Annotated in this window: 23 protein-coding genes; 16 read left to right on the top strand and 7 right to left on the bottom strand. The window is 56.9% G+C overall.

Features of this window, described 5'->3' with window-relative positions; translation table 11 throughout:
* The first annotated feature begins 522 nt into the window (after nucleotides 1–522).
* From gspC to FDP13_RS04645, 12 genes are all read left to right on the top strand, one after another.
* Nucleotides 523–1,341, top strand: a complete 819-nt coding sequence (gene gspC, locus FDP13_RS04700; protein ID WP_012769038.1) for a type II secretion system protein GspC — start codon at nucleotides 523–525, stop codon at nucleotides 1,339–1,341.
* Nucleotides 1,295–3,493: a type II secretion system secretin GspD gene (gene gspD, locus FDP13_RS04695; protein ID WP_370512548.1), complete on the top strand. Its 2,199-nt coding sequence runs from the start codon at nucleotides 1,295–1,297 to the stop codon at nucleotides 3,491–3,493. Before gspC ends, gspD begins: the two co-directional genes overlap by 47 nt.
* Nucleotides 3,490–4,986 (top strand): type II secretion system ATPase GspE, encoded by a 1,497-nt coding sequence (gene gspE, locus FDP13_RS04690; protein ID WP_143838829.1) that lies wholly within the window; start codon nucleotides 3,490–3,492, stop codon nucleotides 4,984–4,986. Before gspD ends, gspE begins: the two co-directional genes overlap by 4 nt.
* 1 nt (nucleotide 4,987) lies before the next feature.
* Complete coding sequence (gspF, locus tag FDP13_RS04685; protein WP_012769041.1) at nucleotides 4,988–6,214, top strand: type II secretion system inner membrane protein GspF; 1,227 nt, start codon at nucleotides 4,988–4,990, stop codon at nucleotides 6,212–6,214.
* A 33-nt stretch (nucleotides 6,215–6,247) separates the two neighbouring features.
* Nucleotides 6,248–6,709: a type II secretion system major pseudopilin GspG gene (gene gspG, locus FDP13_RS04680; protein ID WP_012769042.1), complete on the top strand. Its 462-nt coding sequence runs from the start codon at nucleotides 6,248–6,250 to the stop codon at nucleotides 6,707–6,709.
* A 2-nt stretch (nucleotides 6,710–6,711) separates the two neighbouring features.
* Nucleotides 6,712–7,251: a type II secretion system minor pseudopilin GspH gene (gene gspH, locus FDP13_RS04675; RefSeq protein ID WP_012769043.1), complete on the top strand. Its 540-nt coding sequence runs from the start codon at nucleotides 6,712–6,714 to the stop codon at nucleotides 7,249–7,251.
* A gap of 3 nt (nucleotides 7,252–7,254) precedes the next feature.
* Nucleotides 7,255–7,632, top strand: coding sequence for a type II secretion system minor pseudopilin GspI (gspI, locus tag FDP13_RS04670; protein ID WP_012769044.1), 378 nt, complete (start codon nucleotides 7,255–7,257; stop codon nucleotides 7,630–7,632).
* Nucleotides 7,629–8,369 carry a type II secretion system minor pseudopilin GspJ gene (gspJ, locus tag FDP13_RS04665; protein WP_143838828.1) on the top strand — a complete coding sequence of 247 codons (741 nt, stop codon included), beginning with the start codon at nucleotides 7,629–7,631 and terminating at the stop codon, nucleotides 8,367–8,369. Before gspI ends, gspJ begins: the two co-directional genes overlap by 4 nt.
* Nucleotides 8,366–9,427 (top strand): type II secretion system minor pseudopilin GspK, encoded by a 1,062-nt coding sequence (gene gspK, locus FDP13_RS04660; RefSeq protein WP_143838826.1) that lies wholly within the window; start codon nucleotides 8,366–8,368, stop codon nucleotides 9,425–9,427. Before gspJ ends, gspK begins: the two co-directional genes overlap by 4 nt.
* A complete protein-coding gene (gspL, locus tag FDP13_RS04655) occupies nucleotides 9,424–10,626 on the top strand; it encodes a type II secretion system protein GspL (protein ID WP_033575384.1) in 1,203 nt (400 codons plus the stop codon). The genes gspK and gspL overlap by 4 nt, the downstream gene beginning before the upstream one ends.
* Nucleotides 10,623–11,111: a type II secretion system protein GspM gene (gene gspM / locus FDP13_RS04650; RefSeq protein WP_012769048.1), complete on the top strand. Its 489-nt coding sequence runs from the start codon at nucleotides 10,623–10,625 to the stop codon at nucleotides 11,109–11,111. Before gspL ends, gspM begins: the two co-directional genes overlap by 4 nt.
* A 184-nt stretch (nucleotides 11,112–11,295) precedes the next feature.
* Entirely contained in the window at nucleotides 11,296–12,147 is an 852-nt protein-coding gene (locus tag FDP13_RS04645) for an A24 family peptidase (protein ID WP_143838824.1), read from the top strand.
* Between the two features lie 264 nt (nucleotides 12,148–12,411).
* Here FDP13_RS04645 and ypdK read toward each other — a convergent pair whose 3' ends face one another.
* The gene (gene ypdK / locus FDP13_RS21965) at nucleotides 12,412–12,486 is read right to left on the bottom strand and encodes a membrane protein YpdK (protein WP_099327210.1); all 75 of its coding nucleotides are present in this window, start codon (nucleotides 12,484–12,486) and stop codon (nucleotides 12,412–12,414) included.
* Between the two features lie 579 nt (nucleotides 12,487–13,065).
* Here ypdK and FDP13_RS04635 point away from each other — a divergent pair.
* On the top strand, nucleotides 13,066–13,641 hold the full coding sequence (locus FDP13_RS04635) for an alpha/beta hydrolase (protein ID WP_143838822.1): 576 nt from the start codon (nucleotides 13,066–13,068) through the stop codon (nucleotides 13,639–13,641).
* Between the two features lie 351 nt (nucleotides 13,642–13,992).
* Nucleotides 13,993–15,051: an alkene reductase gene (locus tag FDP13_RS04630; protein WP_143838820.1), complete on the top strand. Its 1,059-nt coding sequence runs from the start codon at nucleotides 13,993–13,995 to the stop codon at nucleotides 15,049–15,051.
* 406 nt (nucleotides 15,052–15,457) lie between these two features.
* Here FDP13_RS04630 and FDP13_RS04620 read toward each other — a convergent pair whose 3' ends face one another.
* The 6 genes from FDP13_RS04620 to FDP13_RS04595 all read right to left on the bottom strand — a co-directional run bounded on the left by FDP13_RS04620 (nucleotide 15,458) and on the right by FDP13_RS04595 (nucleotide 22,667).
* Nucleotides 15,458–15,874: a hotdog fold thioesterase gene (locus FDP13_RS04620; RefSeq protein WP_012769054.1), complete on the bottom strand. Its 417-nt coding sequence runs from the start codon at nucleotides 15,872–15,874 to the stop codon at nucleotides 15,458–15,460.
* Nucleotides 15,875–15,913: 39 nt separating this feature from the next.
* On the bottom strand, nucleotides 15,914–16,672 hold the full coding sequence (dhbA, locus tag FDP13_RS04615; RefSeq protein ID WP_012769055.1) for a 2,3-dihydro-2,3-dihydroxybenzoate dehydrogenase: 759 nt from the start codon (nucleotides 16,670–16,672) through the stop codon (nucleotides 15,914–15,916).
* Nucleotides 16,669–17,544 (bottom strand): isochorismatase family protein, encoded by an 876-nt coding sequence (locus FDP13_RS04610; protein ID WP_143838818.1) that lies wholly within the window; start codon nucleotides 17,542–17,544, stop codon nucleotides 16,669–16,671. Before FDP13_RS04610 ends, dhbA begins: the two co-directional genes overlap by 4 nt.
* 3 nt (nucleotides 17,545–17,547) lie before the next feature.
* Complete coding sequence (locus tag FDP13_RS04605; protein ID WP_143838816.1) at nucleotides 17,548–19,176, bottom strand: (2,3-dihydroxybenzoyl)adenylate synthase; 1,629 nt, start codon at nucleotides 19,174–19,176, stop codon at nucleotides 17,548–17,550.
* Entirely contained in the window at nucleotides 19,173–20,360 is a 1,188-nt protein-coding gene (locus FDP13_RS04600) for an isochorismate synthase (RefSeq protein WP_012769058.1), read from the bottom strand. The genes FDP13_RS04605 and FDP13_RS04600 overlap by 4 nt, the downstream gene beginning before the upstream one ends.
* Before the next feature lie 84 nt (nucleotides 20,361–20,444).
* Nucleotides 20,445–22,667, bottom strand: a complete 2,223-nt coding sequence (locus FDP13_RS04595; RefSeq protein ID WP_143838814.1) for a TonB-dependent siderophore receptor — start codon at nucleotides 22,665–22,667, stop codon at nucleotides 20,445–20,447.
* A 313-nt stretch (nucleotides 22,668–22,980) separates the two neighbouring features.
* Between FDP13_RS04595 and fes the strand changes: the two genes are divergently transcribed.
* Both fes and FDP13_RS04585 read left to right on the top strand, forming a co-directional pair.
* On the top strand, nucleotides 22,981–24,273 hold the full coding sequence (gene fes, locus FDP13_RS04590) for an enterochelin esterase (RefSeq protein ID WP_143838812.1): 1,293 nt from the start codon (nucleotides 22,981–22,983) through the stop codon (nucleotides 24,271–24,273).
* Between the two features lie 34 nt (nucleotides 24,274–24,307).
* Nucleotides 24,308–24,526: an MbtH family protein gene (locus FDP13_RS04585; protein WP_033577022.1), complete on the top strand. Its 219-nt coding sequence runs from the start codon at nucleotides 24,308–24,310 to the stop codon at nucleotides 24,524–24,526.
* Nucleotides 24,527–24,555: the final 29 nt, after the last annotated feature.

Raw genomic sequence — 24,555 nt, 5'->3', positions numbered from 1 at the left:
TGTAAATAGAATGTGACTTTCTTGTATCGCGGAATATTTTCGCTATGTCTGACAAACGGCGGCAATAGTAACGTTGCGGGTTGCGTCGGGGTTATTGGAAAATAGTGGGAAAAAAGGTTGCTGACCGGGGGATTGTCTTGTCATTAACCTGAGTTATATTGTTGATGGTTTTAGTGCTATCCGGCACGATGATATTGCGTGCCTCTTGCCTGGCATAAACAGGAAACAGGATGCCTGTCAGCCAGCAACACGATTGCAGACAGGCTTAGCGCAGGCAGAGGCTGACTGAAAATGGTCGGCTCATGATTCTGATGATGGCGCGCTTGCGGCCTTTCCGGCAAGTTAGTTTGAAAGTGTCATGCGTTGCGCGTGCTGGTGATTTATAGACTCGATGCGGCGTCAAGACGACAACAAATGCAGAAGTACTATTTTCATCTTCGAAAATGGTGCTGTATGGCCCTTATTCCACGTTTACGGACGTGGCAAGGATAATCGGCGAACACATAGGGATAATGTTTGCAGATGAATATCTCAAAACTGCCACCGTTATCTCCGTCTGTCATCAGACGGATTTTATTTTATCTGTTGATGCTGCTCTTTTGTCAGCAACTGGCAATGATTTTCTGGCGTGTCGGCTTGCCTGATAATTCGCCGGTCGCCAGTGTGCAGATCACCCCGGCACAAGCCCGGCAGCAGCCCGTCACTTTGAATGATTTCACGTTATTCGGCGTGTCTCCCGAAAAAAATAGATCGGGTGCGCTGGATGCGTCGCAAATGAGTAATTTACCCCCTTCTACGCTGAATCTTTCACTGACCGGCGTGATGGTGGGCGACGATACCGCCCGCTCCATCGCCATCATCAGTAAAGACAACGAACAGTTTAGTCGTGGCGTCAATGAAGAAGTTCCAGGTTATAACGCCAAAATCGTATCGATCCGGCCTGATAAGGTGGTGTTGCAGTATCAGGGGCGTTATGAAGTGCTGGGGCTGTACAACCAGGAAGAAAATAGCGCAGACGGCGTATCTGGTGCGCAGTTAAACGAGCAACTTCAGCAGCGTGCTTCCACCACCATGAGCGATTACGTCTCTTTTTCCCCGGTGATGAACGACAACAAACTTCATGGGTACCGATTGAATCCGGGGCCGAAAAGCGATTCATTCTATCGCGTCGGGCTTCAGGATAACGACATGGCTGTTGCCCTGAATGGATTGGATTTGCGTGACGAAGAGCAAGCTAAAAAAGCCATGGAGCGCATGGCGGATGTGCATAACTTTACCCTGACGGTGGAGCGTGATGGACAGCGTCAGGATATTTATATGGAATTTGGGGGAGACGAGTAACGTGCTTGGCAAAGGGATAAAAAAAAGCTGGGGGTGGCTGGGCTTAACCGTTCTCCTGCTTGGCTCGCCATGTGGCTGGGCCGCTGAATTTTCAGCCAGTTTCAAAGGAACCGATATTCAGGAGTTCATCAACACCGTCAGTAAGAATTTGAACAAAACGGTGATTATCGACCCAACGGTGCGCGGTACTATCAGCGTGCGCAGTTACGATATGATGGACGAAGGACAATACTACCAGTTCTTCCTCAGTGTCCTTGATGTGTATGGTTTTTCGGTGGTGCCGATGGATAACGGCGTCCTGAAAGTCATCCGTTCCAAAGATGCTAAATCGTCGTCGATTCCTCTGGCTAATAATGAACAACCGGGCGTCGGCGATGAACTGGTGACCCGTGTCGTACCGCTCAACAACGTGGCGGCGAGGGATTTGGCTCCGTTGCTGCGCCAGCTTAACGATAACGCGGGTGCCGGTACGGTAGTGCATTATGAACCGTCCAACGTCCTGCTGATGACGGGGCGCGCGGCGGTGATCAAGCGGTTGGTCGATATCGTCAATACCGTGGACAAAACCGGTGATCGTGAAATGATCACCGTGTCATTGACTTACGCATCGGCGGAAGATGTCGCCAAGCTGGTGAACGATCTCAATAAGACCGACGAGAAAAACGCATTGCCAAGCACCATGCTGGCCAATGTGGTGGCAGATGAACGTACCAACTCGGTGGTGGTCAGCGGCGAAGAAAACGCCCGCCAGCGCGCGGTGGAGATGATCCGCCAACTGGATCGCAAGCAGGTGGCGCAGGGTGGGACTAAGGTTATCTATCTTAAGTATGCCAAGGCGTTGGATCTGATCGAAGTACTGGCCGGTAATGGGACCAGCGGTAATCGTAATTCATCGTCGACAAACTCATCGCGCCCTTCCTCAACGCGTTCGAACAACACGTTAAACAACAGTAACTCCAGCTCATCCGGCAGTAGTTCCGGCAGTGGTTCATCGTCATCCTCCTCCAGTTCCAGTATGGGATTTGGTTCCGCGTTTGGCTCGGCCAACAGTTCGGGCGGGCGGACGATTGTGATCCAGGGCAAAGAGGTGACGGTACGCGCTCATGATCAGACCAACTCGCTGATCATTACCGCGCCGCCCGATATCATGCGTGATCTGGAACAGGTGATTAATCAACTGGATATTCGCCGTCCGCAGGTGCTGGTGGAAGCGATCATCGCCGAAATTCAGGATGCCGATGGTTTGAATATGGGGATCCAGTGGGCCAACAAGCGTGCCGGCATGATCCAGTTCCCTAACTCCAACGCCAGCAATAACATACCGATCTCTACCGCGGTGATCGGGACCGATCAGTTCCGCAGCGACGGTACGCTGACGACGGCGTATGCAAACGCACTGGGTAGCTTCAATGGTATTACCGCCGGTTTTTATCGTGGCAACTGGTCCATGCTGCTGACGGCATTGTCCAGCGACAGCAAAAACGACGTGTTGGCGACGCCAAGCATTGTGACACTGGATAACATGGAAGCGACCTTCAATGTGGGGCAGGAGGTGCCGGTGTTGACGGGGTCGCAAACGACGGTGGGTTCAGGAAACAATATTTTTAACACCGTAGAGCGTAAGACCGTCGGCATTAAATTGCGGGTCAAACCGCAGATCAACGAAGGCGATTCGGTGTTGCTGCAAATTGAGCAGGAAGTCTCCAGTGTGGCGGAAGGCAATAGCAGCACCAACAGTTCGCTGGGAGTGACCTTTAATACTCGTACCGTAAATAACGCTGTAATGGTCACCAATGGCGAAACCGTAGTGGTGGGCGGCCTGCTGGATAAAAACACCATTGAAACCAATAACAAAGTCCCGTTACTGGGCGATATTCCGTGGCTGGGCAGCCTGTTTCGTTCGAAAGTCCAGACGATGAACAAACGCAACCTGATGCTGTTCCTGCGTCCGACCATTATTCGCGACCCAGGGCAGTTCCAGGAAGCGTCGATCAACAAATACCGCTCTTTCAACAATGAACAGCAAAAACAGCGCGGTGAAGGTAATGGCGTGCTGGATAACAACACTCTGCGTTTATCCGGTGGCAATACTTACACCTTCCGGCAGGTGCAATCGTCCATCTCCGCGTTTTATCAGCCGGAGGGGCGATGAGCGATCAGCCCGTTCACACATCCGAGCTGAGGCCGGTACTGCCGTTTGCGTTTGCCCGGGCTCAGCAAATTCTGCTGTTGCAGGATGAGTCGGCCTCGGCGGCGGAGGTGGTTTGTGTCCCTGAGACGCCTGCGTTGGCGTTACTGGAAGTACGCCGGGTTGCTGGGGTGGCGTTGACGGTGAGCCAGGTCAGCCCGGAGGAATTTGAACGGCAATTGGTGATGCGCTATCAGCGCGACTCCGAAGAGGCGCGCCGCCTGATGGAAGATATCGGTAACGATATCGATTTCTATACGCTGGCGGAAGAGCTGCCGGATAGCGACGATTTGCTGGATGGCGAAGATGACGCGCCGATTATTCGGTTGATCAACGCCATGCTTACCGAAGCCATCAAACACAAGGCTTCGGATATTCATATCGAAACGTTTGAGCGCCATTTGCTGATTCGCTTCCGCATTGATGGCGTATTGCGGGAAATCTTGCGCCCGCAGCGTCAACTGGCGTCTTTGTTGGTATCCCGTATCAAGGTGATGGCCAAGCTGGATATCGCCGAAAAGCGTGTCCCGCAGGATGGCCGTATGGCGCTGCGTATCGGCGGACGGGCGATTGACGTGCGTGTTTCGACCCTGCCGTCCAACTATGGCGAACGCGTCGTATTGCGTCTGCTCGATAAAAACAGCGTCCGGCTCGATCTGGAAACACTGGGGATGGCCGAGCACCATCGACGGCAGTTGGACACGCTGATCCACCGTCCGCACGGCATTATTCTGGTGACCGGCCCGACGGGGTCGGGGAAAAGTACCACCCTGTATGCGGCATTGAGCCGCCTCAATTCTGCCGAACGCAACATCATGACGGTGGAAGATCCGATTGAATACGAGCTGGAAGGCATCGGGCAGACCCAGGTTAACCCTAAAGTCGATATGACATTCGCGCGTGGTTTGCGTGCAATCCTGCGTCAGGACCCGGACGTGGTGCTGGTGGGGGAAATTCGTGACGGCGAAACGGCGCAAATTGCGGTACAGGCATCGTTGACCGGCCATCTGGTGTTATCCACGTTGCATACCAATAGCGCGTTGGGCGCATTGTCCCGTCTTCAGGATATGGGCATCGAGCCGTTCCTGCTGTCTACATCGTTGCTGGGGGTGTTGGCGCAGCGGCTGGTGCGTACGCTGTGCCCGTCATGTCGCCAGCCTTACACCATCGATCACGAACAGGCGGAGCAAACCGGCCTGGCGGTGGGCACTACGCTCTACCATCCCGGCGGTTGTGATAAGTGTAATTACAGCGGCTATCGTGGCCGTACCGGCATTCATGAATTACTGCTGATCGATGATACGGTGCGCACCGCTATTCATCGTGGCGAAAGTGAACTGGGTATCGCCAGGATGCTGGGCGATAACCGGGTCACCATTCGTCAGGATGGGCTGGACAAGGTTCTGGCGGGCATCACCACCTGGGAAGAGGTGGTGCGTGTAACGAAAGAGGAATGACATGGCGCTGTTCCAGTATCAGGCATTAAATGCCCAGGGAAAAAAAAGTCAGGGTATGCAGGAAGCGGATTCAGCCCGTCACGCGCGTCAACTGCTGCGTGAAAAAGGGTTGGTGCCGGTCAAAATCGAGGAACAGCGCGGTGAGGCGTCTCCCCGCAGTGGATTTTCTCTGTCATTCGGCCGTTCGCATCGCATCAGCGCCAGCGATCTGGCGTTGTTGACTCGTCAACTGGCGACGTTGGTGGCGGCGGCTCTGCCGCTGGAGGAAGCGCTGGACGCGGTGGCTAAGCAAAGCGAAAAACCGAAGCTGAGCGCGCTGATGGCGGCGGTACGCGCCAAGGTCGTGGAAGGGCATTCGCTGGCCGAGGCAATGGGGAATTTTCCCGGCAGTTTTGAGCGTTTGTATTGTGCGATGGTCGCGGCGGGCGAAGCGTCCGGTCATTTGGATGCCGTGCTGAACCGATTGGCGGATTACACCGAACAGCGCCAGCAGATGCGTAGTCGGATTCAACAGGCGATGATTTATCCCTGCGTGTTGACCTTGGTGGCGATTTCGGTGGTATCGATTTTGTTGTCTGCCGTCGTGCCGAAGGTTGTCGAGCAGTTTATTCACATGAAGCAAGCGCTGCCGTTGTCCACCCGTTTACTGATGAGCGCCAGCGATGCAGTGAGAACCTACGGGCCCTGGGTGGTTCTGTTACTGGTGCTGGCGATCATGGGATTTCGCGTATTACTGCGTCAGGAAAAACACCGCCTCGTTTTTCATCGCCGTTTATTGTTCCTTCCCGTCATCGGGCGTATTGCCCGTGGCCTGAATACAGCCCGCTATGCCCGCACCCTGAGCATCCTTAACTCCAGCGCCGTGCCGCTATTACAGGCGATGCGTATCAGTGGCGATGTACTGACCAACGATTATGCCCGTTTTCGGCTGGGGCAGGCGACCGATGCCGTGCGTGAAGGCGTGAGCCTGCACAAGGCGCTGGAGCAAACCGCGCTGTTCCCGCCGATGATGCGCCACATGATCGCCAGCGGCGAGCGCAGTGGCGAGCTCGACGGCATGTTAACCCGCGCGGCGGATAATCAGGATCGTGAATTCAGCGCTCAAATGACGCTGGCGCTGGGATTGTTCGAACCCCTGCTGGTGGTGAGCATGGCCGGCATTGTGCTGTTTATCGTGCTGGCGATTCTCCAGCCGATTCTGCAGTTGAATACCCTAATGAGTATGTAGCGAAGATTGATACGTTAATGAGGTAACGAAAAGATGGAACGACGTCAGCGAGGTTTTACCCTGTTGGAAATCATGGTGGTCATCGTCATTCTCGGTGTCCTGGCCAGCCTGGTTGTCCCGAACCTGATGGGCAACAAAGAAAAAGCCGACAAGCAGAAAGCCGTCAGCGACATAGTTGCGCTGGAGAGCGCGTTGGACATGTACAAACTGGATAACAGCCGTTACCCGACAACCGAGCAAGGGCTGGGGGCATTGGTGAAAAAACCGACTACGCCGCCGGAACCGCGTAATTATCCGCAAGATGGGTATATTCGTCGTTTACCGCAAGACCCGTGGGGCGCGGAATATCAACTGGTTAGCCCTGGCCGCCACGGCAAGATAGACGTGTTCTCCTATGGTCCGGACGGTATGCCGGATACCGATGACGACATCGGCAACTGGAATGTCGGCAACGGCGCGCATAACAATGGCGGCAACGGTAACGGGAATCCCTGATCGTGCGTCAGCGGGGATTCACGCTGCTGGAAATCATGCTGGTGGTGTTGCTGGCCGGTGTGGCCGCCACATTGGTGATGATGGCGATTCCTGCGCCGAAGCAGCAGGATAGCGGCTGGCAGATTGCCCGCTTCAAAGCGCAATTGCAGTATGCGGTGGAGGACAGCCAGATGAATGACCATATTCTTGGCGTTTATATTCAGCCCCACCGCTGGCAATACGCCTTGCTACAGCGTCAGGTGGTGGAGAATTCGCCGGAAGAACAACAGCGTCTGCGCTATGTCTGGATACCGTGGCAACCGTACCGTATGTCGGTGCCCAGCGAGTTGCCGGACAGCTTTAACATCGAGCTGTCTACACAAGTCGGGGCCGCGGGAGACGGCACCGGTTTTTCCCCAGGCAACGGCGATCCTCATATTCTGATTCTGCCGGGCGGTGAAGTGACGCCATTTCGTCTGACCTTGCGTAATGGCAACGATTCCGCCTGGTTACAGGTGGATACCAACGGTCAGGTGCACACGTCGCCGGAAGCGGAGCAGTAAGGGATGAAACAACAGGGAATGACGTTGCTTGAGGTGATGGTGGCACTGGTCATCTTTGCGCTGGCGGGGTTGACGGTGCTGAAAACGACGGCTCAGCAGGCGAATGGATTGGGGCGCCTGGAAGAGAAGACCTTCGCACTTTGGATTGCGGAAAATCAACAGGCGGCGATGCGGCTGGAAAAACAGTGGCCGCAGAGCCAATGGGTCGATGGCGAAGTGAATTTCGCCGGTTCGCTGTGGTTTTGGCGTATTCAGGGCATCGCCACGGCGGATACGCGGGTGCGGGCGATTGATGTTGAAGTTCGCCATGATCGCGACAGCCGAGCGGCGGATGCCGTCTTGCGCAGTTATCTGGTCCAGCCCGGAGAGCCTGCGCAGTGAAGCAGCCTGAACGCGGTTTTACCCTGCTGGAAGTGATGCTGGCGCTGGCGATTTTCGCGGCGTTGAGTCTGGCTGCCTCGCAGGTGATGAACGGTGTGATGCGTAATGACGAGGCGTCTGCGCGTAAAGAGGCGCGTCTGGCCGAGTTGCAACGCGGTTTTTCCTTAATGGAGCGGGATTTTTCACAAATCGTTCCGCGCCGTAGTCAAGGGTATGAGTTGGGGTTTTACGCCGAGCGTTATCAATTAGGCAGCGCCGATTGGGCCGTCAGTTTTATTCGCAACGGCTGGCTCAACCCTCTGGGTATTATGCCGCGCTCTGAATTACAGCGGGTGGGATACCGGCTGCGCGGCGATACGTTGGAGCGGCTGTTTTACGATTCATCGGAACCGCTGTCGACGCAGGAACCTGCGGTACGCCCGGTGTTAACCGGCGTGACGGGGTTTGTTCTGCGCTTTTTCGGTAAGGACGGCTGGCAGGAGCGTTGGGATGACCCGGCCTATCTGCCGCAAGGTATCGCTATCGTTGTTACCTTACGCGATTACGGCGAGATTACCCGTATATTCCTGATCACGCCGCGCTACGCGGAGCCGCAATCCAAAGTCGGTCCGAATGGTAATAACGGCGACGAAAATAAGGACCAGCAGAATCAGGATCAGCAATCGCAGGAAAATAACGATTCGTCCGGTGATCAGAGTCAGGCCTCGCCGGATGATAACAGCGGAGGTGACTCGTGAGTCGTCGGCAACGGGGTGTCGCTTTGTTGATCGTGATGCTGATGCTGTCGTTGATGGTCACGATTGCCGCGTCTATTACCGAACGCAGCGGCAAAGCGTGGCAGCGTACCAGCAATCTGTTGAATCGTACCCAGGCGCGTTGGTATGCATTAGGCGCAGAGGCGTTGATTTCCAACGTATTGCAGCGTGATGCGCAGGCCTCGCCGGAGAGTACTTTTATCGGTCAGCCCTGGTCAAAAGTGGATCACCAAATGATGGCGGACGGCACTGAAATTCGCGCTCAGGCGCTGGACGGCCAGGCATGTCTCAATCTGAACGCGTTGAACCCGGCCAGAAAGCCGACGCCCAATAACGCATCCGGTAATAACACATCCGGTAATAACAATGCGGCTAACGGCAGTAGCGGTAACGGCAATTCGCCGCCGCCCAAAGTCGGTACTGCTGAGCAAGTGCCCTATGCGGCACAGGTTTTTCGGCAGTTAATGATAGTACTGGGGGAAGATCCTAAGCAGGCGGAGCGTATAACCGACGCCGTACGGGATTGGCTCGACGAAGATAGCGAACCGTTGATGAATGGGGCGGAGGATGACAGCTATGTCAATTTCCATCCCGGTAATCAGCGTATGACGGACGTTACGGAGTTGCGTGCAGTCATGGGCATGGATGCGGCGCTGTACCGCCGGTTATTGCCTTACGTTTGCGTGTTGCCGGTGGATAAGCTGGCGATTAACGTCAACACCCTGATGCTGGACAGCGCGCCGCTATTATCGGCGTTATTTATGGGCGATATCAGTCTGGATATGGCCGAGCGTATTTTGCAACAACGGCCGCCGCAGGGATGGCGCAATCTTAATGATTTTATGGGAATGTCGGCGCTGCCGGAAAGCGGCAAAAATGGCGCTCGTCAGGTGTTGGTTATCAAGAGCGACTGGTTTTTCGCCGACATTCAGATTCGGGTAGACGACAGTGAATTCTATCAACGCAGTCTGTTTCATCGCGGTAAACAGATCGAGGTGGTACAACGTCAGTACGGGGGATATAGGACGGTGAACCCATGAGTAAGGCAGAGAATACCAGCGGTAAACAGCAACTGATTCTGCGGCTGAGCGCAGAGACTTCAGATAGCCTGGAATGGCTAATCTGGTCCGTCAGCCGCCATCAAACCCTGACGACAGGCAGCGGAACGCTGGAAAGCCTTCAGGCGGTGTTGACGGATTATCCGGTGATATCGGCACGAGTATTGGTGCCGTCAACCGATGTGACATTTCATACCTTGTCTTTGCCGCGTCAATCACGCCGGCAATTATTACAGGCCATTCCATTCATGCTGGAAGAGCAGGTGGCGAGCGATATTGACCAACTGCATTTTGCCGTTATGGATATGCATGGGGATAACGCGACGGTGGCCGTGGTGCAGAAATCGCGATTGCGGGCATGGCTGAATCAATGCGAGACGCTGGGCATTCCCGTAGAGACGGTGGTGCCGGATGTGATGGCATTGCCGCGAGCGGACAGCGCCTGGAGCGCCATCAGCCACCGGAATCTGTGGTTGTTTCGGCTGGATTCGGGTATCGGTATGGCGGCGGAGGAGAACTGGTATCAGTCGTTGCTGGCCGGTTTTCAACCGCTGCCCGCCGTACACTGTTATAGCCCGGTACCCGCGTCGGCACTCACTTGGCAGCCTCAGCCGGTCACGGATTTGTTGACGCTGGCGGCTCAGGTGAACTTGTCGATGAGTATGGATTTGCGGCAAGGGGAATATGCGCCGGTGAAGCCTTGGAAACAGGCGTTGTTACCGTGGCGCAATGTGCTGATCGCGCTGTCCGCCTGGCTGTTGCTGGTGCTGGGGGAATCCGTCTGGACGCATTATCAGTTGTATCGCCAGGCGGATTACTGGCGTCAGGAGAGCGTGCGGGTGTACCGCAAGCTGTTTCCGGATGAGAAACAGGTGGTGAATCCACGCGCGCAGATGCAGCGTCATTTGCAGGAAGTGCGTGCCGGCGTCAGTGGTTTCGCGTTAACCGAACAGATGAACCGGCTGCAACAACTGGTGGCGCAGAATGAAGGCGTTTCGTTGCAGTCGCTGTCGTACGATCGCAGCCGTGATGAGTTGCGCCTCAGCCTGCGTGCCACTTCTTATGCGCAGATGGAACAGTTCCGCCAGCAGGCTCAGGCATATTTCCAGATCCCGCCGGGTGAAATGAAGCAGGAAAAAGATCATGTGGAAGGCCAGTTAACCTTAAGGAGTCAGCCATGAATGAATTGCGTCGTCGCTGGCAGGTAATGAGCCAACGCGAGCGGCTAATGACACTGGCGTGTGGCGGTCTGGTCGTGTTATGCCTGTTGTATTATCTGATCTGGGCGCCCTGGCAGGAGAGTGCGCGGCAATGGCAAATGACTGTCGAACGTGAGCGCCAGACAGTGCGGTGGATGCAACAGCAGGCGCCGCGATTGCCGCCGTCGGAAGGTGCGCGGCGGCAGATAGCCGGTCGCGATATCAGCCTGACGGTATTGGTGCCGCAAAGCGCGGCCCGCTACGGCATTACCGTGTTGCGTATGCAACCGCAGGAGTCGCAGGTGTCGGTGACGCTGGCCCGTAGCGATTTCAATAATCTGCTGCACTGGCTGGCTGAACTGGAGCAGAAAAACGGTGTCATCACCCAGGGGATAGATGTGACGGCCGTTCCCAACAGCCCCGGTATCGTAGAAGTCACCCGCCTGTCTCTGGAACGGGTGCTGTAATCGGCGCAATGGCGGTCCTGCCGGATAGCAGGCAGGCGCATCGCGTAGTGCGAAGCCGTCATCGATAATCAGCCAGTCTGCGCGCTGGCGCGCAAAAAACGACGCCCGTTGCCTGCCTGTCTGGCAGGGGCGAATATATTGTGTCAGCATACCGGGCCATCAGGGATCGGGATGGGAGAACGACATGGATCTGATCGCCTTTGCCAACACATTCCCGCGTGTCTGGCTGCTCGCACTGCTGTTGCTGGGCCTGATTATCGGCAGTTTTCTCAACGTGGTGATTTATCGGCTGCCGCTCATGCTGGAACGGAGTTGGCGGCAGGAGGCGCGTTTTCACCTTGGTCTACCGGCTGGCAGGCCGCTTGCTCGTTATGATCTTTGCTGGCCGCCATCTTCCTGCCCCCATTGCCATCAGCGACTGCGTATGCGCGACAACATTCCGTTGCTGAGCTGGATATGGCTGCGTGGGCGGGCGCATTGTTGTGGCGGCGCGGTGTCATGGCGTTATCCGCTGATTGAATTGCTGTCCGGGTTATCGTTTCTGTTAGCCGGCTTACTCTGGCAACCGGGGCTGGCGTTGCTGGGGGCATTGTTGTGTTTTGGCATATTGCTGGCGCTGGCGGCGATTGACGCCCGAACACAGTTACTGCCCGATGTGATGACATTACCGCTACTGTGGGGCGGGTTATTGTTTAACCTGGCGGATACCTTTGTGCCGCTTGAACAGGCTGTTGTTGGTGCCGTGGCCGGTTATCTGTCGCTATGGCTGATTTACTGGGCATTTCGTCTGCTGAGCGGGCGCGAGGCGCTGGGTCATGGCGATTTTAAACTATTGGCGGCGCTGGGGGCCTGGCTGGGCTGGCAGGCGCTGCCCAATCTGGTGTTGATTGCCTCGCTGAGCGGTCTGACGGCGACGTTATTGTGGCGGCGGATACACCGCCTCAACATGCAGCAACCGCTGGCGTTTGGCCCCTGGCTGGCGATGAGCGGCGCGGTGGGTCTGGTGCTGAATGTGCTGGGTGGCTGGAGCCATTGAACGGGCGTTGTTCGGTGTGCGCCGCCTGATTGCCGGGGCGCATCGTTATGCTGAACGGCACACCTCGCATTCACAGCTTCGTGAGCTGTTGACTCGTTGACTACTGTTGCCGGCTTCTTGCTATAACTTGCTATAAAAAAGAAACAGGCTGGCAGAAGGGTTGCCAGCCTGTCGTTTATTCGTCTTTCGTGTGCTGATAATTATTTTTTGTTGTTGCTTCGGCAGGAGCCTTCCGCCGAAGTGGATGAGGAAATACCGTCGGGGTTATTCCAGCATCAGTAAAAAAGTGCCTACCCATAAAAACAGAATGAATGAAACGCCCATGAATAAGTACTTCACTGATTTCTCTCCAGCAATATCACGCCAGCAATGATTCCGATTGTGCGTTAACTTTCAGGAAGCGCCGGTGTTCTAGCGGTTCCCCAGTCACTGCTGCAGATGCAGGCAGATGATGGAATCGGCGCTAATCTACGCCGGGTCAGGGATGAAGTTCAAGGGGATAACGTTAAATTCGGTGGGAATAGCATTAAAAAGCATTGACGACCAGACGAAAAGCCATGCTTTACCAGACTTGAGAGCAGCGGATCAGATTATGCAGACAAATACCATTTTTGAGCAGTTGTGCCGGCGTATCGCCTGTCCTCAGGAACTGCCGTTTTCCCGGCCTACCGCATGAATCAGCATATTATTCTGTAGCAACTGCAAGACATAAAAAGAAAAAAAGGCTTTCTCCGGCAAAATAGGAAGCAATATAAATTGCTGTACTGAATCAGGATACAAATGAGGAATCCCGTGGTAGGCTGTAAGCCGGTACTGATATTGTTATCAGATTGTAATGGAAAGGGTGTAAGGGTGGCGATGTCATCGAGGCTGTCCGCACTACTCTGACAGACAATCAACAGGGAGACACAGAACCTGATGCAGACAACAGAAGTAGACCAGCGTCTGATAGACATCGATTCGCGACTGACGATGGTGCTGGTGCCGGGATTGCGCGACAGTGACGAAGACCACTGGCAGAGCTACTGGGAACGTCGATTTCCGTTCTGGCGGCGTATCCGCCAGAAAGAGTGGTATCAGGCGGATTTGGATCGCTGGGTGCTGGCGATCCGCCGTGAACTGGCGACGTGCGAGCGTCCGGCCGTGCTGATTGGCCACAGCTTTGGGGCGCTGGCCGCCTGCCATGTCGTTCAGCAGGGTATGGACGGTATCGCCGGCGTGATGCTGGTGGCGCCGGCAGAGCCGATGCGTTTTGAGATTGAAGACCGCATTCGGGCTGAACGGTTGGCCGTGCCGAGCCTGGCGTTTGCCAGTCACAACGATCCATTGATGACCTTTTCCCGCGCCGAACACTGGGCGAAAGCCTGGGGTAGCGATCTGGTGGATGTGGGTGAAGGCGGGCACATCAACGCAGAAGCCGGGTTTGGTAAATGGGAGTATGGCCTGCAAAGACTGGCGGCGTTTGGCGAACACCTGTCGCCTGCCGTTACCTGATATCGCCTGCCGTTACCCGAACCGGATTGTTTACCAACCTGTATGGCTTCGCGCGCGACCGCGGCAACATCGGCTATGTTCCGTCCGGGCTTAATATGCGTGTAAGAATGCGTATAAGATAGTGTCACACTCTGTGAGCATTTACCCTGTAACGTTACTCAGGGTATATAACCTGATACGTCGTCATAAGCACCAAATGATATGGCGACCGTCCCTTCAATGATGTTATATCCGTTGCGTTAACTCATCGCTGATACAACCTGCTATCACATTGCCGTTTGTTGGTAAGCCGCGGCGATGGATGTGTTCTTTGTTCACCGGTATCGATAATTAATAAAAAAGGAAAATGCTATGTCAGGTTTGTTTGATCCCATTCAGATTGGCGCCATCAAGGCGGAAAACCGTGTCGTCATGGCGCCGCTCACCCGTATGCGTGCTTTTGACCAGCGGATCCCCAGTGCATTGTCGCAGGAATACTATGTCCAGCGCGCCAGTGCCGGGATGATCCTGACAGAGGCCACCGCCGTCACGCCACAGGGCGTCGGTTATCCGAATACGCCGGGGATCTGGTCGGATGAACAGATTGAAGGCTGGAACAGCATTAATGCGGCGGTACACGCGGCAGGCGGTAAAATGGTGTTGCAGATGTGGCACGTGGGGCGTATTTCCGACCCGGTCTATCTGGACGGCGAGTTGCCGGTCGCGCCCAGCGCTATCGCGGCGGAAGGTCATGTGGCGACGATTCGCCCCTACAAATCCTATGTGGTGCCGCGCGCACTGGAAACGGACGAAGTCTCCGGTATTGTCGAAGACTTTCGTCGGGCGGCGGAAAACGCCAAACGCGCCGGTTTTGACGGGGTGGAAATCCATGCCGCCAACGGCTACCTGTTCGATCAGTTCCTGCATGATGGTTCCAACCAGCGTACCGACCAGTACGGCGGCTCCATCGCCAATCGGGCGCGCTTTCTGCTGGAGACGGTGGACGCCGTGCTGACCGTCTGGCCAGCGGATCGGGTTGGCGTGCACCTGAATACCATGTCCAATTCACACTCGATGCAGGATTCCAATCCGCAGGCGTTATTCGGTTATGTGGCTGAACAACTGAACGAGCGCAAACTGGCGTTCATCTTTGTACGCGAAGCGCTGGATACGCCGCAGCGTATTCTGCCGCTGATTCGCAAACAGTTCAGTGGCGTAGTGATCGCCAACGATGGCCTGACCCGTGACGCCGCGGAGCAACTGCTGGCGGACGGCGAGGCGGACGCCGTGTCGTTTGGGCGCATCTACATTTCCAACCCGGATCTGGTTGAGCGCTTGCGTCGCGGTGCGCCGCTCAACGAGCTGAACAGCAACACGATTTATGGACCGGGCGCGGAAGGTTATACCGATTACCCGGTGTTGGCGGAGTAAAACCAACGAGGAGGCCATCGGCCTCCTGAGGCTGTTGACAAACAGCCGGGTTGTCTTGTGAACGGTGAAGTCTGCCTATTCAGTGAATGGTTTCGTGCGGGATAAACGGTGTGGTTCCTCTGCTATTTCATCGCACGCACGACAAGGAGAGGTGCAGGCGCCACCTCTCCTTGACCACTGGCTGGTGGCTAAACTGCGGCGCTACGCGCTACCTTCGGCGTTCGACTTCGCGGTTCGGGCCGCCCGTGACGCTCTCCCGGAGCGGCACGGGCTTTCGCGACGTCCTGTCGCTCACCCGGCGAAGTCGCCCACCTCAGCGCAGTTTTTGACGCCGGAAAGATGCTTCATCCTGTAGTTAATGCGTTTGTCAGCAGTCTGAGGAGGCCATCGGCCTCCTTTGTCATCTTTACGGCTGAATCACTGCGGTGGTCAGCCGGGCGATACAGCAGCGCCGTTGGCGTTCGTCCAGAATCTCTATCTGCCAGACTTGCGTCTGGCGGCCCAGATGCAGCGGCTGGCAGATTCCCCGCACCTCTCCCTGTGCAACCGCCCGCAGGTGGCTGGCGTTAATCTCCACGCCTACCACGCTGGCACCCGGTTCGGTGCACAGCCAACCCGCTACCGAACCGAGCGATTCCGCCAACACCACCGAGGCGCCGCCGTGCAGCAGGCCGAACGGCTGCCGGGTGCGGGCATCCACCGGCAGAACTGCTTCCAGGCTGTTGTCTGTCATATGGGTAAAGCGAATCCCCAGGTGAGATAACATGCAGTCGTCGCTCATCTGATTGAGCATGTCCAGCGTGGTCACGCGTTTCCAGATCATGTGCACTTCTCCATCAAAAAAAGATGCCGGCGTATGGCGTTATGCACCCAGCGTGGCGCCACCGTCGATCACCACATCCTGTAGCGTGATGTGGCCCGCCAGATCGGACGCCAGAAACAGCACCGTATCGGTGATATCGCGCGGACGGGCGATTTTGCCGAGCGGAATACCCAGTTTGAACTGTTCCGGGAAACCGGCGATGGTATGTTGTTCCGACGCCGGTGAGTGCCACAAGCTGCGTTGCATCGGGGTATCGGTGGAGCCGGGCGACACCAGATTGCAGCGTACGCCGTAGGGCGCCAGCTCCAACCCGACGGTCAGACACAGGCTGCGTAATGCCGCCTTGGACGCACAATAGGCCGCCATGCCGACCCGCGGCACGTGCGCCGCGTTGGAACCGATGGAAACAATCGCGCCGCGGCGTTGCTGCTGAAACTGCGGGATCAGCGCCTGAAACAGGTGAAAAGCCCCGCCCGCGTTAACGTTCAGGCAATCCTGCCAGTCTTGCAGGCTGAGCGCTTCGGTCTGGCCCATACGCAGAATGCCGGCTCCGTTCACCAGCACATCCAGATGCGGCGTATGCGCCAACTCTCTTGCACAAACCTTCGCCACGGCGGCGGCATCGCCGATATCCAGCTCGATGGCGCGAAACGGCAGTTCGTCAGAGGAAAAAACACGATCGAATCCGGTGACGATCGCCCCCGCTTCGGTGAAACGGCAGGCGATGTCATAGCCGATGCCGCGCCCGGCACCGGTTACCCACACCTGTTTGCCGCTGAAATCCAGCGCGATGCTCATGCTTCCTCCGGCTGACGCTGGTTCAGCAACTGATGCCAATGACGTAGCGTGGGGTTTTTCACCAGTGCGACGAAATCCAGATCATGCCCCTGCTGACGCCAGCGGGTGACCAGCGACATGATGCGCACCGAGTCCAGCCCATAATCCAGCAGGTTGTCGTCGTCGCCGATGTCGTCGTCGTCATCCAGCAACGGCAGCAGTTCGGCGCGCAGGCGCGCCAGTCCGTCATCCGTTTGCGGGGCGAGTGCGTCCAGCAGTTGCGCGCTGGTCAGTACCCGGCCGCAGCGACCGGCGGTATAACGCAGCGCCATCAGATGCTCTTCCTGCGAAAAATCCGCCAGCGCGTCGGCAATCATGAACGGTTTGATATCACGCATGAACGCATCGGTGGCCGTCGTTAGGCAGCCGATGTGCGCGTACACCCCGCAAATAATCAACTGGTCGCGGCCTGCGGCGTTCAGCCGTTGCTCCAGGTCGGAACGGTGGAAGGCACTGTAACGCCATTTCACCAGCACGGTGTCGTTGGCGTCCGGCGTCAGGGCCGGGGTAATTTGCTGCTGCTCCGGGTGGCGGTTCAGGCCCGGTCCCCACATGTCGTTGAGCAGCGCCCGGTCGGCGTCGCTCTGCTGGTTGGGTTGCGCGGTATAAAACACCGGAATGCCCTGCCGGCGGCACGCCTGCCGAATGCGCGCGACGTTGGCGATCAACTGTTCGGTCAGCGGGCTGTTTTCTCCCCAGAAATTGAGAAAATAGTTCTGCATATCGTGAATCAGCAACGCGGCTCGCGTGGCGTCAACCGGCCAGTTGACCTTGTTGACCGGTAAATGTTCCTCGCCGGGAAGCGGGTAGGCGTTTAGTTTTGGAATAGCCATGATTTATTCTCCTGCAGTGGCCGCCGCTACGCGCTGTTGCGCCAGCTGGCGTAGCCGCTGTTTATCGACTTTACCCACCGCGGTTTCCGGCAGGGTGGGGAGTTGTTCAAATCGGTCCGGTAATTTGTAGTCGGCGATGCCCTGTTCGCGCAGATGACGACGCAACACCACCGCTTTGAGCGGTTCGCGGGTGACCAGAAACGCACAGCTTTTCTCGCCCATCATCGGGTCAGGCACCGCCACCAGCGCGGCGTTGATCACCGAAGGGTGGCGCAACAACAGGTTTTCGATCTCTTCGGCGGCTATTTTTTCCCCGCCGCGGTTAATCTGATCTTTCTCGCGCCCCACCACCTGTAGATGGCCGTCCGCCTGTTGGATCACCAGATCGCCGGAACAGTAGAAGCCCTCGGCGTCAAAAACCTGGCGGTTGTACGCCGGGCTGCGGTAGTAGCCGCGGAAGGTATAAGGCCCGCGCGTCATCAGGCGGCCCGGTTCACCGTGCGGCAACGGATTGCCGTCGGCATCGGCTACCCATACTTCGTCATCGTCGCTGATAGGCCGGCCTTGCGTCGTGAAGCGGTGGACATCGTCATCATCCAGCCGGGTATAGTTCACCAGCCCTTCCGCCATGCCGAACACCTGTTGCAACTGGCAGCCCAGTTCCGCCGGTATGCGTCGCGCCAGTGATTCGCTTAACCGCGCGCCGCCGACCTGCAATACGCGCAGGCTCGCCAGCGCGCTGCGATCGCCGGATAACGCCACCGCTTCCAGCCACAGCGTGACGGCGGGCGGCACCAGCGCGGTCAGCGTGATGCGGTGCCGTGCAATCAACGGGAAGCAACAGGTTGGGCTAGGGTCGCCCGCCAGCACCACCGTACCGCCGGCATAGAACACCCCTAGCGCGCCCGGTGAACTGAGCGGGTAGTTATGGGCGGCGGGCAGGGCGCACAGGAAACGGGTGTGCGCATCCACCCGGCAAATATCTACGCTGCCGCGAATGCTGTAGTAGTAATCGTTGTGCGTACGGGGAATCAGTTTGGGGGTGCCGGTGCTGCCGCCGGAAAGCTGGAAAAACGCCACCTGATCGGCGGGCGTCGGCGTAGCGTCCATCGGGCCGCCGTCTTCCTGTAACAGCTGCGCCAGCGATAACGCCGAGCCGGCGTCGCCACGCAGGATGACTTGCCGCAACGACGGGCAACGTTGGCGTAGCTCGTCGATAAAGCGGTCATCGGTAAACAACGAATGGCTACGATCGGCGATTAACAACGTGGGGGCGATCTGGTCGGCATAGGCGCACAGTTCGCTGCGCTGATGGCTGAACAGGGCGTTCACCGGCACAATGCCGGCGCGCAGCAACGCGAAGTAAGTCAGGTAGAACTCGGCAACATTGCCCAGTTGTACCAGCGCGGTTTGCCCCGGCGTGACTCCCCGGCGTTGCAGCGCGCCGGCCAGTTGCGCCGCCAATTGGTTCATCTGGCGGTAACTGAACATGCGGTCGCCGTCGATCACGGCGGTGTCGTCATTGTCGGCGTGCCGGGTGAGAATGTCGCCCAGCGGCACATCCAGCCAGTAGCCGCGTTCGCGATAGCGCTGTTCCAGCTCGGGCGGCCAGCGGGTGAATTCAATCATCATGCTGCGCACTCCTGATCCTGTCGCAGACCAAATGCACGCAGCATGGTGCTCAATTTAACGCCGGTTTCGTGCCATTCAGACACCGGTTGAGAGTCCGGCACGATGCCGGCGCCGGCAAACAATCGAACCCGATTTTGCCGCACTTCGCCGCAGCGAATGGTGACCACCCATTGGCCGTTGCCTTCATCGTCGCACCAGCCGACGATGCCGCCGAACAGACCGCGTGTGAACGGCTCCAGTTGGGCGATGCGATCGCGGGCGGCTTCGAACGGCACGCCGCACAACGCCGGGGTAGGATGCAGCAGACAGGCAATAGACAGCGCGTTTTCCTGTGCGTCCAACACTTCGCCTTGAATCCGGGTCGCCAGGTGCCACAGTACCGGCGTGTTCAGCAGTTCCGGCGTGTCCGGAATGGTCAGCGCCCGACAGCGTGGCGCCAGTACCTGCTGGATATCATCGGTGACCAGCCGGTGTTCGTGGCGATCTTTGGTTGAGGCCATCAGCATACGGCGCAGGCGTTGATCTTCCACCGGATCGTCGCTGCGACGGGCTGATCCGGCCAGTGGTTGCGACACAATGTGGTTGCCCTGCTTATGCAGCAGCAATTCCGGGCTGGCGCCCAGCAGCGCACCCTGTTCCAGCGGCACGTGAAAATTGTAGCTCCAGGGATTTTGCTGATTAAGCTGTCGAAACAGATGAAGTGAATCCAGTGGCTGGTCGGCATCGATATCCAACAAGCGGGACAACACGATTTTCTTCAGCTCACCACTGCGGGTAGCGGCAACGCCGGCGCTGACCATCTGGCAAAACGTATCATGCTCCGGCACTTCGCGTATCTGGCGCACCCTTATCGGCGCGGCGGTGAGGGGCGCTTGTTGCAGTGTATCGCGTGTGAACCAGCGTGATTGTTGCGGTACGAACAGACGGGCGGGCTGGCGTTTGTCGAACGGGATAGCGCCCACCAGTAGCGGCCGGGCGATGCCGTCCTGCCGGGCACGGGCAAACAGCGTTTTTACCTGCTGCTGAACGTCGCTTTGCAGATGACCGCCGTCTGCCACGGCCGTCGACAAGGCGGCGTAACATCCACGGGCATGTAGGCTGTTGTCGGGAGACAGAAACAGAAAATCATCGTGCTGAAGCGTGCGGGCATCCAGCGATGAAGAGGTGGCTGCGAGCGTTGACACGGGGTTTATTCCTTATGTCGGAGTGGAACAAAATGGTGGCGCGCAGGCGTCACCGCAGGGCGGGAATTCCCGCCCTGCTGCGTATTACCAGCTGTAGTTGACGGTTGCGACGACCGTGCGTCCGCTGCCGTAGAAGCAGGCGGTATCGCCGCTGCATGACGCCACGTAGCGCTTGTCGGTCAGGTTGTTGACGTTCAGTTGCACGGTGGTGCCTTTCAACTGCGACGCAAGCGAACCCAGCTCGTAGCGCGCCATCGCGTCGTACAGGGTGTAAGACGGCACTTTGAAGCCCTCGGCGTTATCGCCGTAGGTTGAGCCGACGTAGCGCACCCCGGTGCCGAGCGTGACGCCTTTCAGCGGGCCGTTTTGGAAGCTATAGCTACCCCAGGTCGAGGCGGAATGGCGTGGAATGGCCGACGGCGTTTTGTTGATCTGGCTGGCGGTGTAGCTTTCCTTGGTGAACGCATCGGTATAGGTGTAGGCCGCCATCAGGCTGATTTCCGGCGTCAGTTGGGAACGAACCTCAGTTTCCACCCCTTTGGATTTCACCTTGCCGATCTGCTCGTTGTAGCTGCGACCATATTCGTTGTAATAGCGTGAAGAGGTAATGTTTTTCTGCGTGATGTCAAACAGTGAGACGGTCAGCAGGGTATTGCTGCCCTTGGGCTGGAACTTGATGCCGACCTCGGTTTGTTCGCCGGTCGTCGGTTTAAAATCAGGTGTACCTGGAGCACCTCTGTCCAGGCTGGGTTCGAACGAGGTGCTGTAGCTGACATACGGCGAAATACCGTTGTCGAAGGCATAAAGCAACCCGGCGCGGCCAGTGAATTTACCGTCGTTGCGTTCCGTGGTGGTATCAACGGTGTAATCCTGCTTATCGACACGGCTCCAGTCATGTCGACCGGATAACAGCAGATTCCACTGATTCCATTCCAGTTGATCCTGAAGGTATAACCCAACCTGATTGAGCTTATTGCGTTCGTTAGTGGAAAGCGTAGTTAACATACTGTCGTTGACTGAGACGTTGTAGGTTGGGTTTGCCCAGTCAAATGAGTAGTCATTTTTACGATCAAGCCACATTTTTCTTTCGAGCATCATCCACTTGTAGTCCAGCCCGCTGATCACGGTGTGGTTAACAGAGCCTGTGGCGAATGTGGCTTTCAACTGGTTATCGATACCAAACTCGCTAATTTCATTCTCTTCTTTCTGTGGCCGGCGCAGTATCGTGGTGTCGGTTGCCGGGGCATCGGCATTTTTGGTGTACACCAGATATTTGTATTTTTCTTGTAGTTGCGTGTAACGAACATTTTGCTGGAAAGAGAACACATCATTGAAAGAGTGATCAAGGTTATAGCCAATTGAGCCTTGTTCACGTTTCGACTGGTTATAATTCGGGTCGCTGACGTTCAGGTCATAAGGGATATAGCCAGCGCTGGCTTCGGTCACCGTGCCGATTTTAGGCAGGAAGTTGCGGAAGCCTGCCTTAGGATCGTTCTGGTAACTGGTCAGCAAGGTAAAGCTGGTGTCGCTGTTCGGCAGCCAGGTGATCGCAGGCGCGATGGCGACGCGTTTCTCTTTGTAATCCTTGACGAATTCATCACGGGTGCTGGCGACGCCGTTGAGGCGATAGAGCAGCGTTTTGTCGTCGTTGAGCGCGCCGCCGAAATCAAACGCCGCTTCGCCCAGATGCTGATTGCCGGCGCTGAATTGCACTTTGCGGATAGTTTCGGCGGTCGGGCGTTTGCTGGTCATGCTGATAAGCCCGCCGGGGTTCACCTGTCCATACAGTACCGACGCCGGGCCGTGCACCAGCTCTACCCGCTCCAGTAGCCAAGGGTCAATTTTGCCTATCGCAGAACCCTGGCCGCTCAGGCCATAACTCAGACCATCAAGGAATTTCGGTGCGTAGCGGAAGCCACGGGCAATCACTTCATCGTTGCGGTTGGAAGAACCGCGGTAGTTGGTGACCACGCCGCTGGAGTAATTCAGCGCGTCAGACACGGAAGAGACTGCCTGCGCATCCATCTGGTCGCGGGTAACCACGGTGACCGATTGCGGGGTTTTGACCAGCGGCGTACTGGTTTTGGTGCCGGAGGCGCTTTCTTTCGCCACGATACCTTTCAGCGGTGCAGTAACGCTTTCGCCGGCGGTGGCGGAAACCACCATGGTATCGGTGCTGGTGGTGGTTTCCGCTGCCTGTGCCTGTGCCGCTACCAGCAACGTGGATGCCAGAACAACCGGCATTGCGTTTTTATTTTTTTGCCAAGACTTTAGTTTTATTAATTGTTTATTCCTGGTGCTACGCATCAGTGATCCCCTCCTGTGAAAGACCTTATTTTTTATGTGTTTCAGGCTCTGAATTACCCAGCCTTGTCATTCATCTCACTCAATCAATTAATTAACTTTAAATTCATGTAGTTAATTTTAAATCTCGTGCTCCGTGACTGAGGTATGGGTTTTTGTATCCCGATAAACATCGGGATTTGCATCTTATTGCAAATGTAAATGGTTCTCAATATTATTTCACTTGTCTAAAGAACTGTAAATTTCAAAATCGACACATTAGCACTGTTAATTAAATGTAAGTAAAACGTAAAGGGGAATGCCCCGGGAGGTTTTGATGCCGACAGCACAGCCGTCAGGTTTCGCCGCAACACTTTTGTCATCGCCTCAGGCAGGGGGAGATGCCTGGTGGCAACAGATCGCCAGGCTGGGAACACCGCTGGTGGAAATGCTGGATGCCGGGCAGGTGCGGGCCACCTTTCTCTGGCGCGACCCGAACGGTGACGAGAGCCATTCCGCTATCCAACGGGTATATGCCGATATCAACGGCGTCACCGATCACCACAGCACCGACCCGCAGAGCCTGGAACGACTGCCCGGCACTGACATTTGGCACTGGTCGATGGTCCTTGAGCATGACTGGCGCGGCAGCTATTCCCTGATTCCGATTGAGGCGACGCAACTGCCGCCCGTGTTTAGCGACGATGAATCGCAGCGTGACGAGCAGCAGCGGGAGTGGTGGTGTTCGCTGTTCCCCTGCGCCATCGCCGATCCGCTCAACCTGAGCCGGCCGTGGGGGGAGCAATTATCGGCCGCACATATGCCGGCCGCGCCGTCACAACTGGCCTGGCAGGCTGTGGACAAGGGGGCGGCGTTGCCGCCGGACGCCGCCCGGCTGACGGTATTTGACTGGAAGAGCGAGCAGCTCGACAACCAGCGGCGTATCTGGTTGTACACCACCGGTGTCAGCGATGAACCGGCGCAACGGCCGCTCTGCATCGTGCTGGACGGGCAAAAATGGGCCGAAGAGACGCCGCTGTTTACCGCGCTGGATGCGGAGACCGCAGAGGGACATCTGCCGCCCGCGGTTTGGTTGTTTATTGACGCGATTGACGGAGAAACCCGTTGTCGGGAACTGCCGTGCGATGCCGCGTTCTGGCAGGCCGTACAGCAGGAGTTGTTACCGCAGACGGCGCGTCTGGAACCGTTTAGCAACGACCCGGACCGTACGGTGGTGTCCGGGCAGAGTTATGGCGGACTGGCGGCGCTGTACGCCGGTTTGCACTGGCCGCAGCGTTTTGGCCGCGTCTTAACGCAATCCGGCTCGTTCTGGTGGCCGAACCTGCAATTCATCACCGACTTCGACCAACGCGACACGCTGGAACCCGGTGTGCTGGTGACCGAGGTGCGACAGGGCGGTCGGACGGCATCGCCGCTGGTGATTTTCCAGGAAGCGGGGCGACGTGAAGCGGATATCGCCTTCGTTAATCAACAGATGCATGAGGCGCTGATCGCGGCGGGGCATCAGGTTCACCAGCGCGTGTATGCCGGCGGGCATGACACCCTGTGCTGGCGCGGCGGCTTGATGGATGGCTTCCGCTGGCTGCTGAACAACGACAGCGCCCGATAACGCGCGACAACCCTTATCACACGAGGTAACCACAATGAGTCAGGAACAATTAAATCCGTTTGACGATGAGCGTCTGACGTTTCTGGTACTGGTCAACGAGCAGCAGCAATACAGCCTGTGGCCCGAGTTTGCCGCCGTACCGGCGGGTTGGCGGCCGGTGTTCGGGCCGCAATCCCGCGCGGCGTGCATCGCCTATACCGAAACGCACTGGCAAGACATGCGTCCGGCCAGTCTGCGGGCCCGCGAAGCCTAACCGGCGTTCCCCAGTCAGGAATGTTTCCG

The organism is Dickeya sp. ws52, from assembly GCF_007210685.1.
Taxonomy (GTDB): domain Bacteria; phylum Pseudomonadota; class Gammaproteobacteria; order Enterobacterales; family Enterobacteriaceae; genus Dickeya; species Dickeya chrysanthemi.
This window is presented reverse-complemented; position numbering and strand designations above follow the sequence as displayed.

Bases quoted from the DNA above. Each gene is read 5' to 3' on its own strand.
- gspC (WP_012769038.1), top strand. From the start codon at position 523: ATGAATATCTCAAAACTGCCACCGTTATCTCCGTCTGTCATCAGACGG.
- gspD (WP_370512548.1), top strand. From the start codon at position 1,295: ATGGACAGCGTCAGGATATTTATATGGAATTTGGGGGAGACGAGTAAC.
- gspE (WP_143838829.1), top strand. From the start codon at position 3,490: ATGAGCGATCAGCCCGTTCACACATCCGAGCTGAGGCCGGTACTGCCG.
- gspF (WP_012769041.1), top strand. From the start codon at position 4,988: ATGGCGCTGTTCCAGTATCAGGCATTAAATGCCCAGGGAAAAAAAAGT.
- gspG (WP_012769042.1), top strand. From the start codon at position 6,248: ATGGAACGACGTCAGCGAGGTTTTACCCTGTTGGAAATCATGGTGGTC.
- gspI (WP_012769044.1), top strand. From the start codon at position 7,255: ATGAAACAACAGGGAATGACGTTGCTTGAGGTGATGGTGGCACTGGTC.
- gspL (WP_033575384.1), top strand. From the start codon at position 9,424: ATGAGTAAGGCAGAGAATACCAGCGGTAAACAGCAACTGATTCTGCGG.
- gspM (WP_012769048.1), top strand. From the start codon at position 10,623: ATGAATGAATTGCGTCGTCGCTGGCAGGTAATGAGCCAACGCGAGCGG.
- FDP13_RS04645 (WP_143838824.1), top strand. From the start codon at position 11,296: ATGGATCTGATCGCCTTTGCCAACACATTCCCGCGTGTCTGGCTGCTC.
- FDP13_RS04635 (WP_143838822.1), top strand. From the start codon at position 13,066: ATGCAGACAACAGAAGTAGACCAGCGTCTGATAGACATCGATTCGCGA.
- FDP13_RS04630 (WP_143838820.1), top strand. From the start codon at position 13,993: ATGTCAGGTTTGTTTGATCCCATTCAGATTGGCGCCATCAAGGCGGAA.
- FDP13_RS04620 (WP_012769054.1), bottom strand. From the start codon at position 15,874: ATGATCTGGAAACGCGTGACCACGCTGGACATGCTCAATCAGATGAGC.
- dhbA (WP_012769055.1), bottom strand. From the start codon at position 16,672: ATGAGCATCGCGCTGGATTTCAGCGGCAAACAGGTGTGGGTAACCGGT.
- FDP13_RS04610 (WP_143838818.1), bottom strand. From the start codon at position 17,544: ATGGCTATTCCAAAACTAAACGCCTACCCGCTTCCCGGCGAGGAACAT.
- FDP13_RS04605 (WP_143838816.1), bottom strand. From the start codon at position 19,176: ATGATGATTGAATTCACCCGCTGGCCGCCCGAGCTGGAACAGCGCTAT.
- FDP13_RS04595 (WP_143838814.1), bottom strand. From the start codon at position 22,667: ATGCGTAGCACCAGGAATAAACAATTAATAAAACTAAAGTCTTGGCAA.
- fes (WP_143838812.1), top strand. From the start codon at position 22,981: ATGCCGACAGCACAGCCGTCAGGTTTCGCCGCAACACTTTTGTCATCG.
- FDP13_RS04585 (WP_033577022.1), top strand. From the start codon at position 24,308: ATGAGTCAGGAACAATTAAATCCGTTTGACGATGAGCGTCTGACGTTT.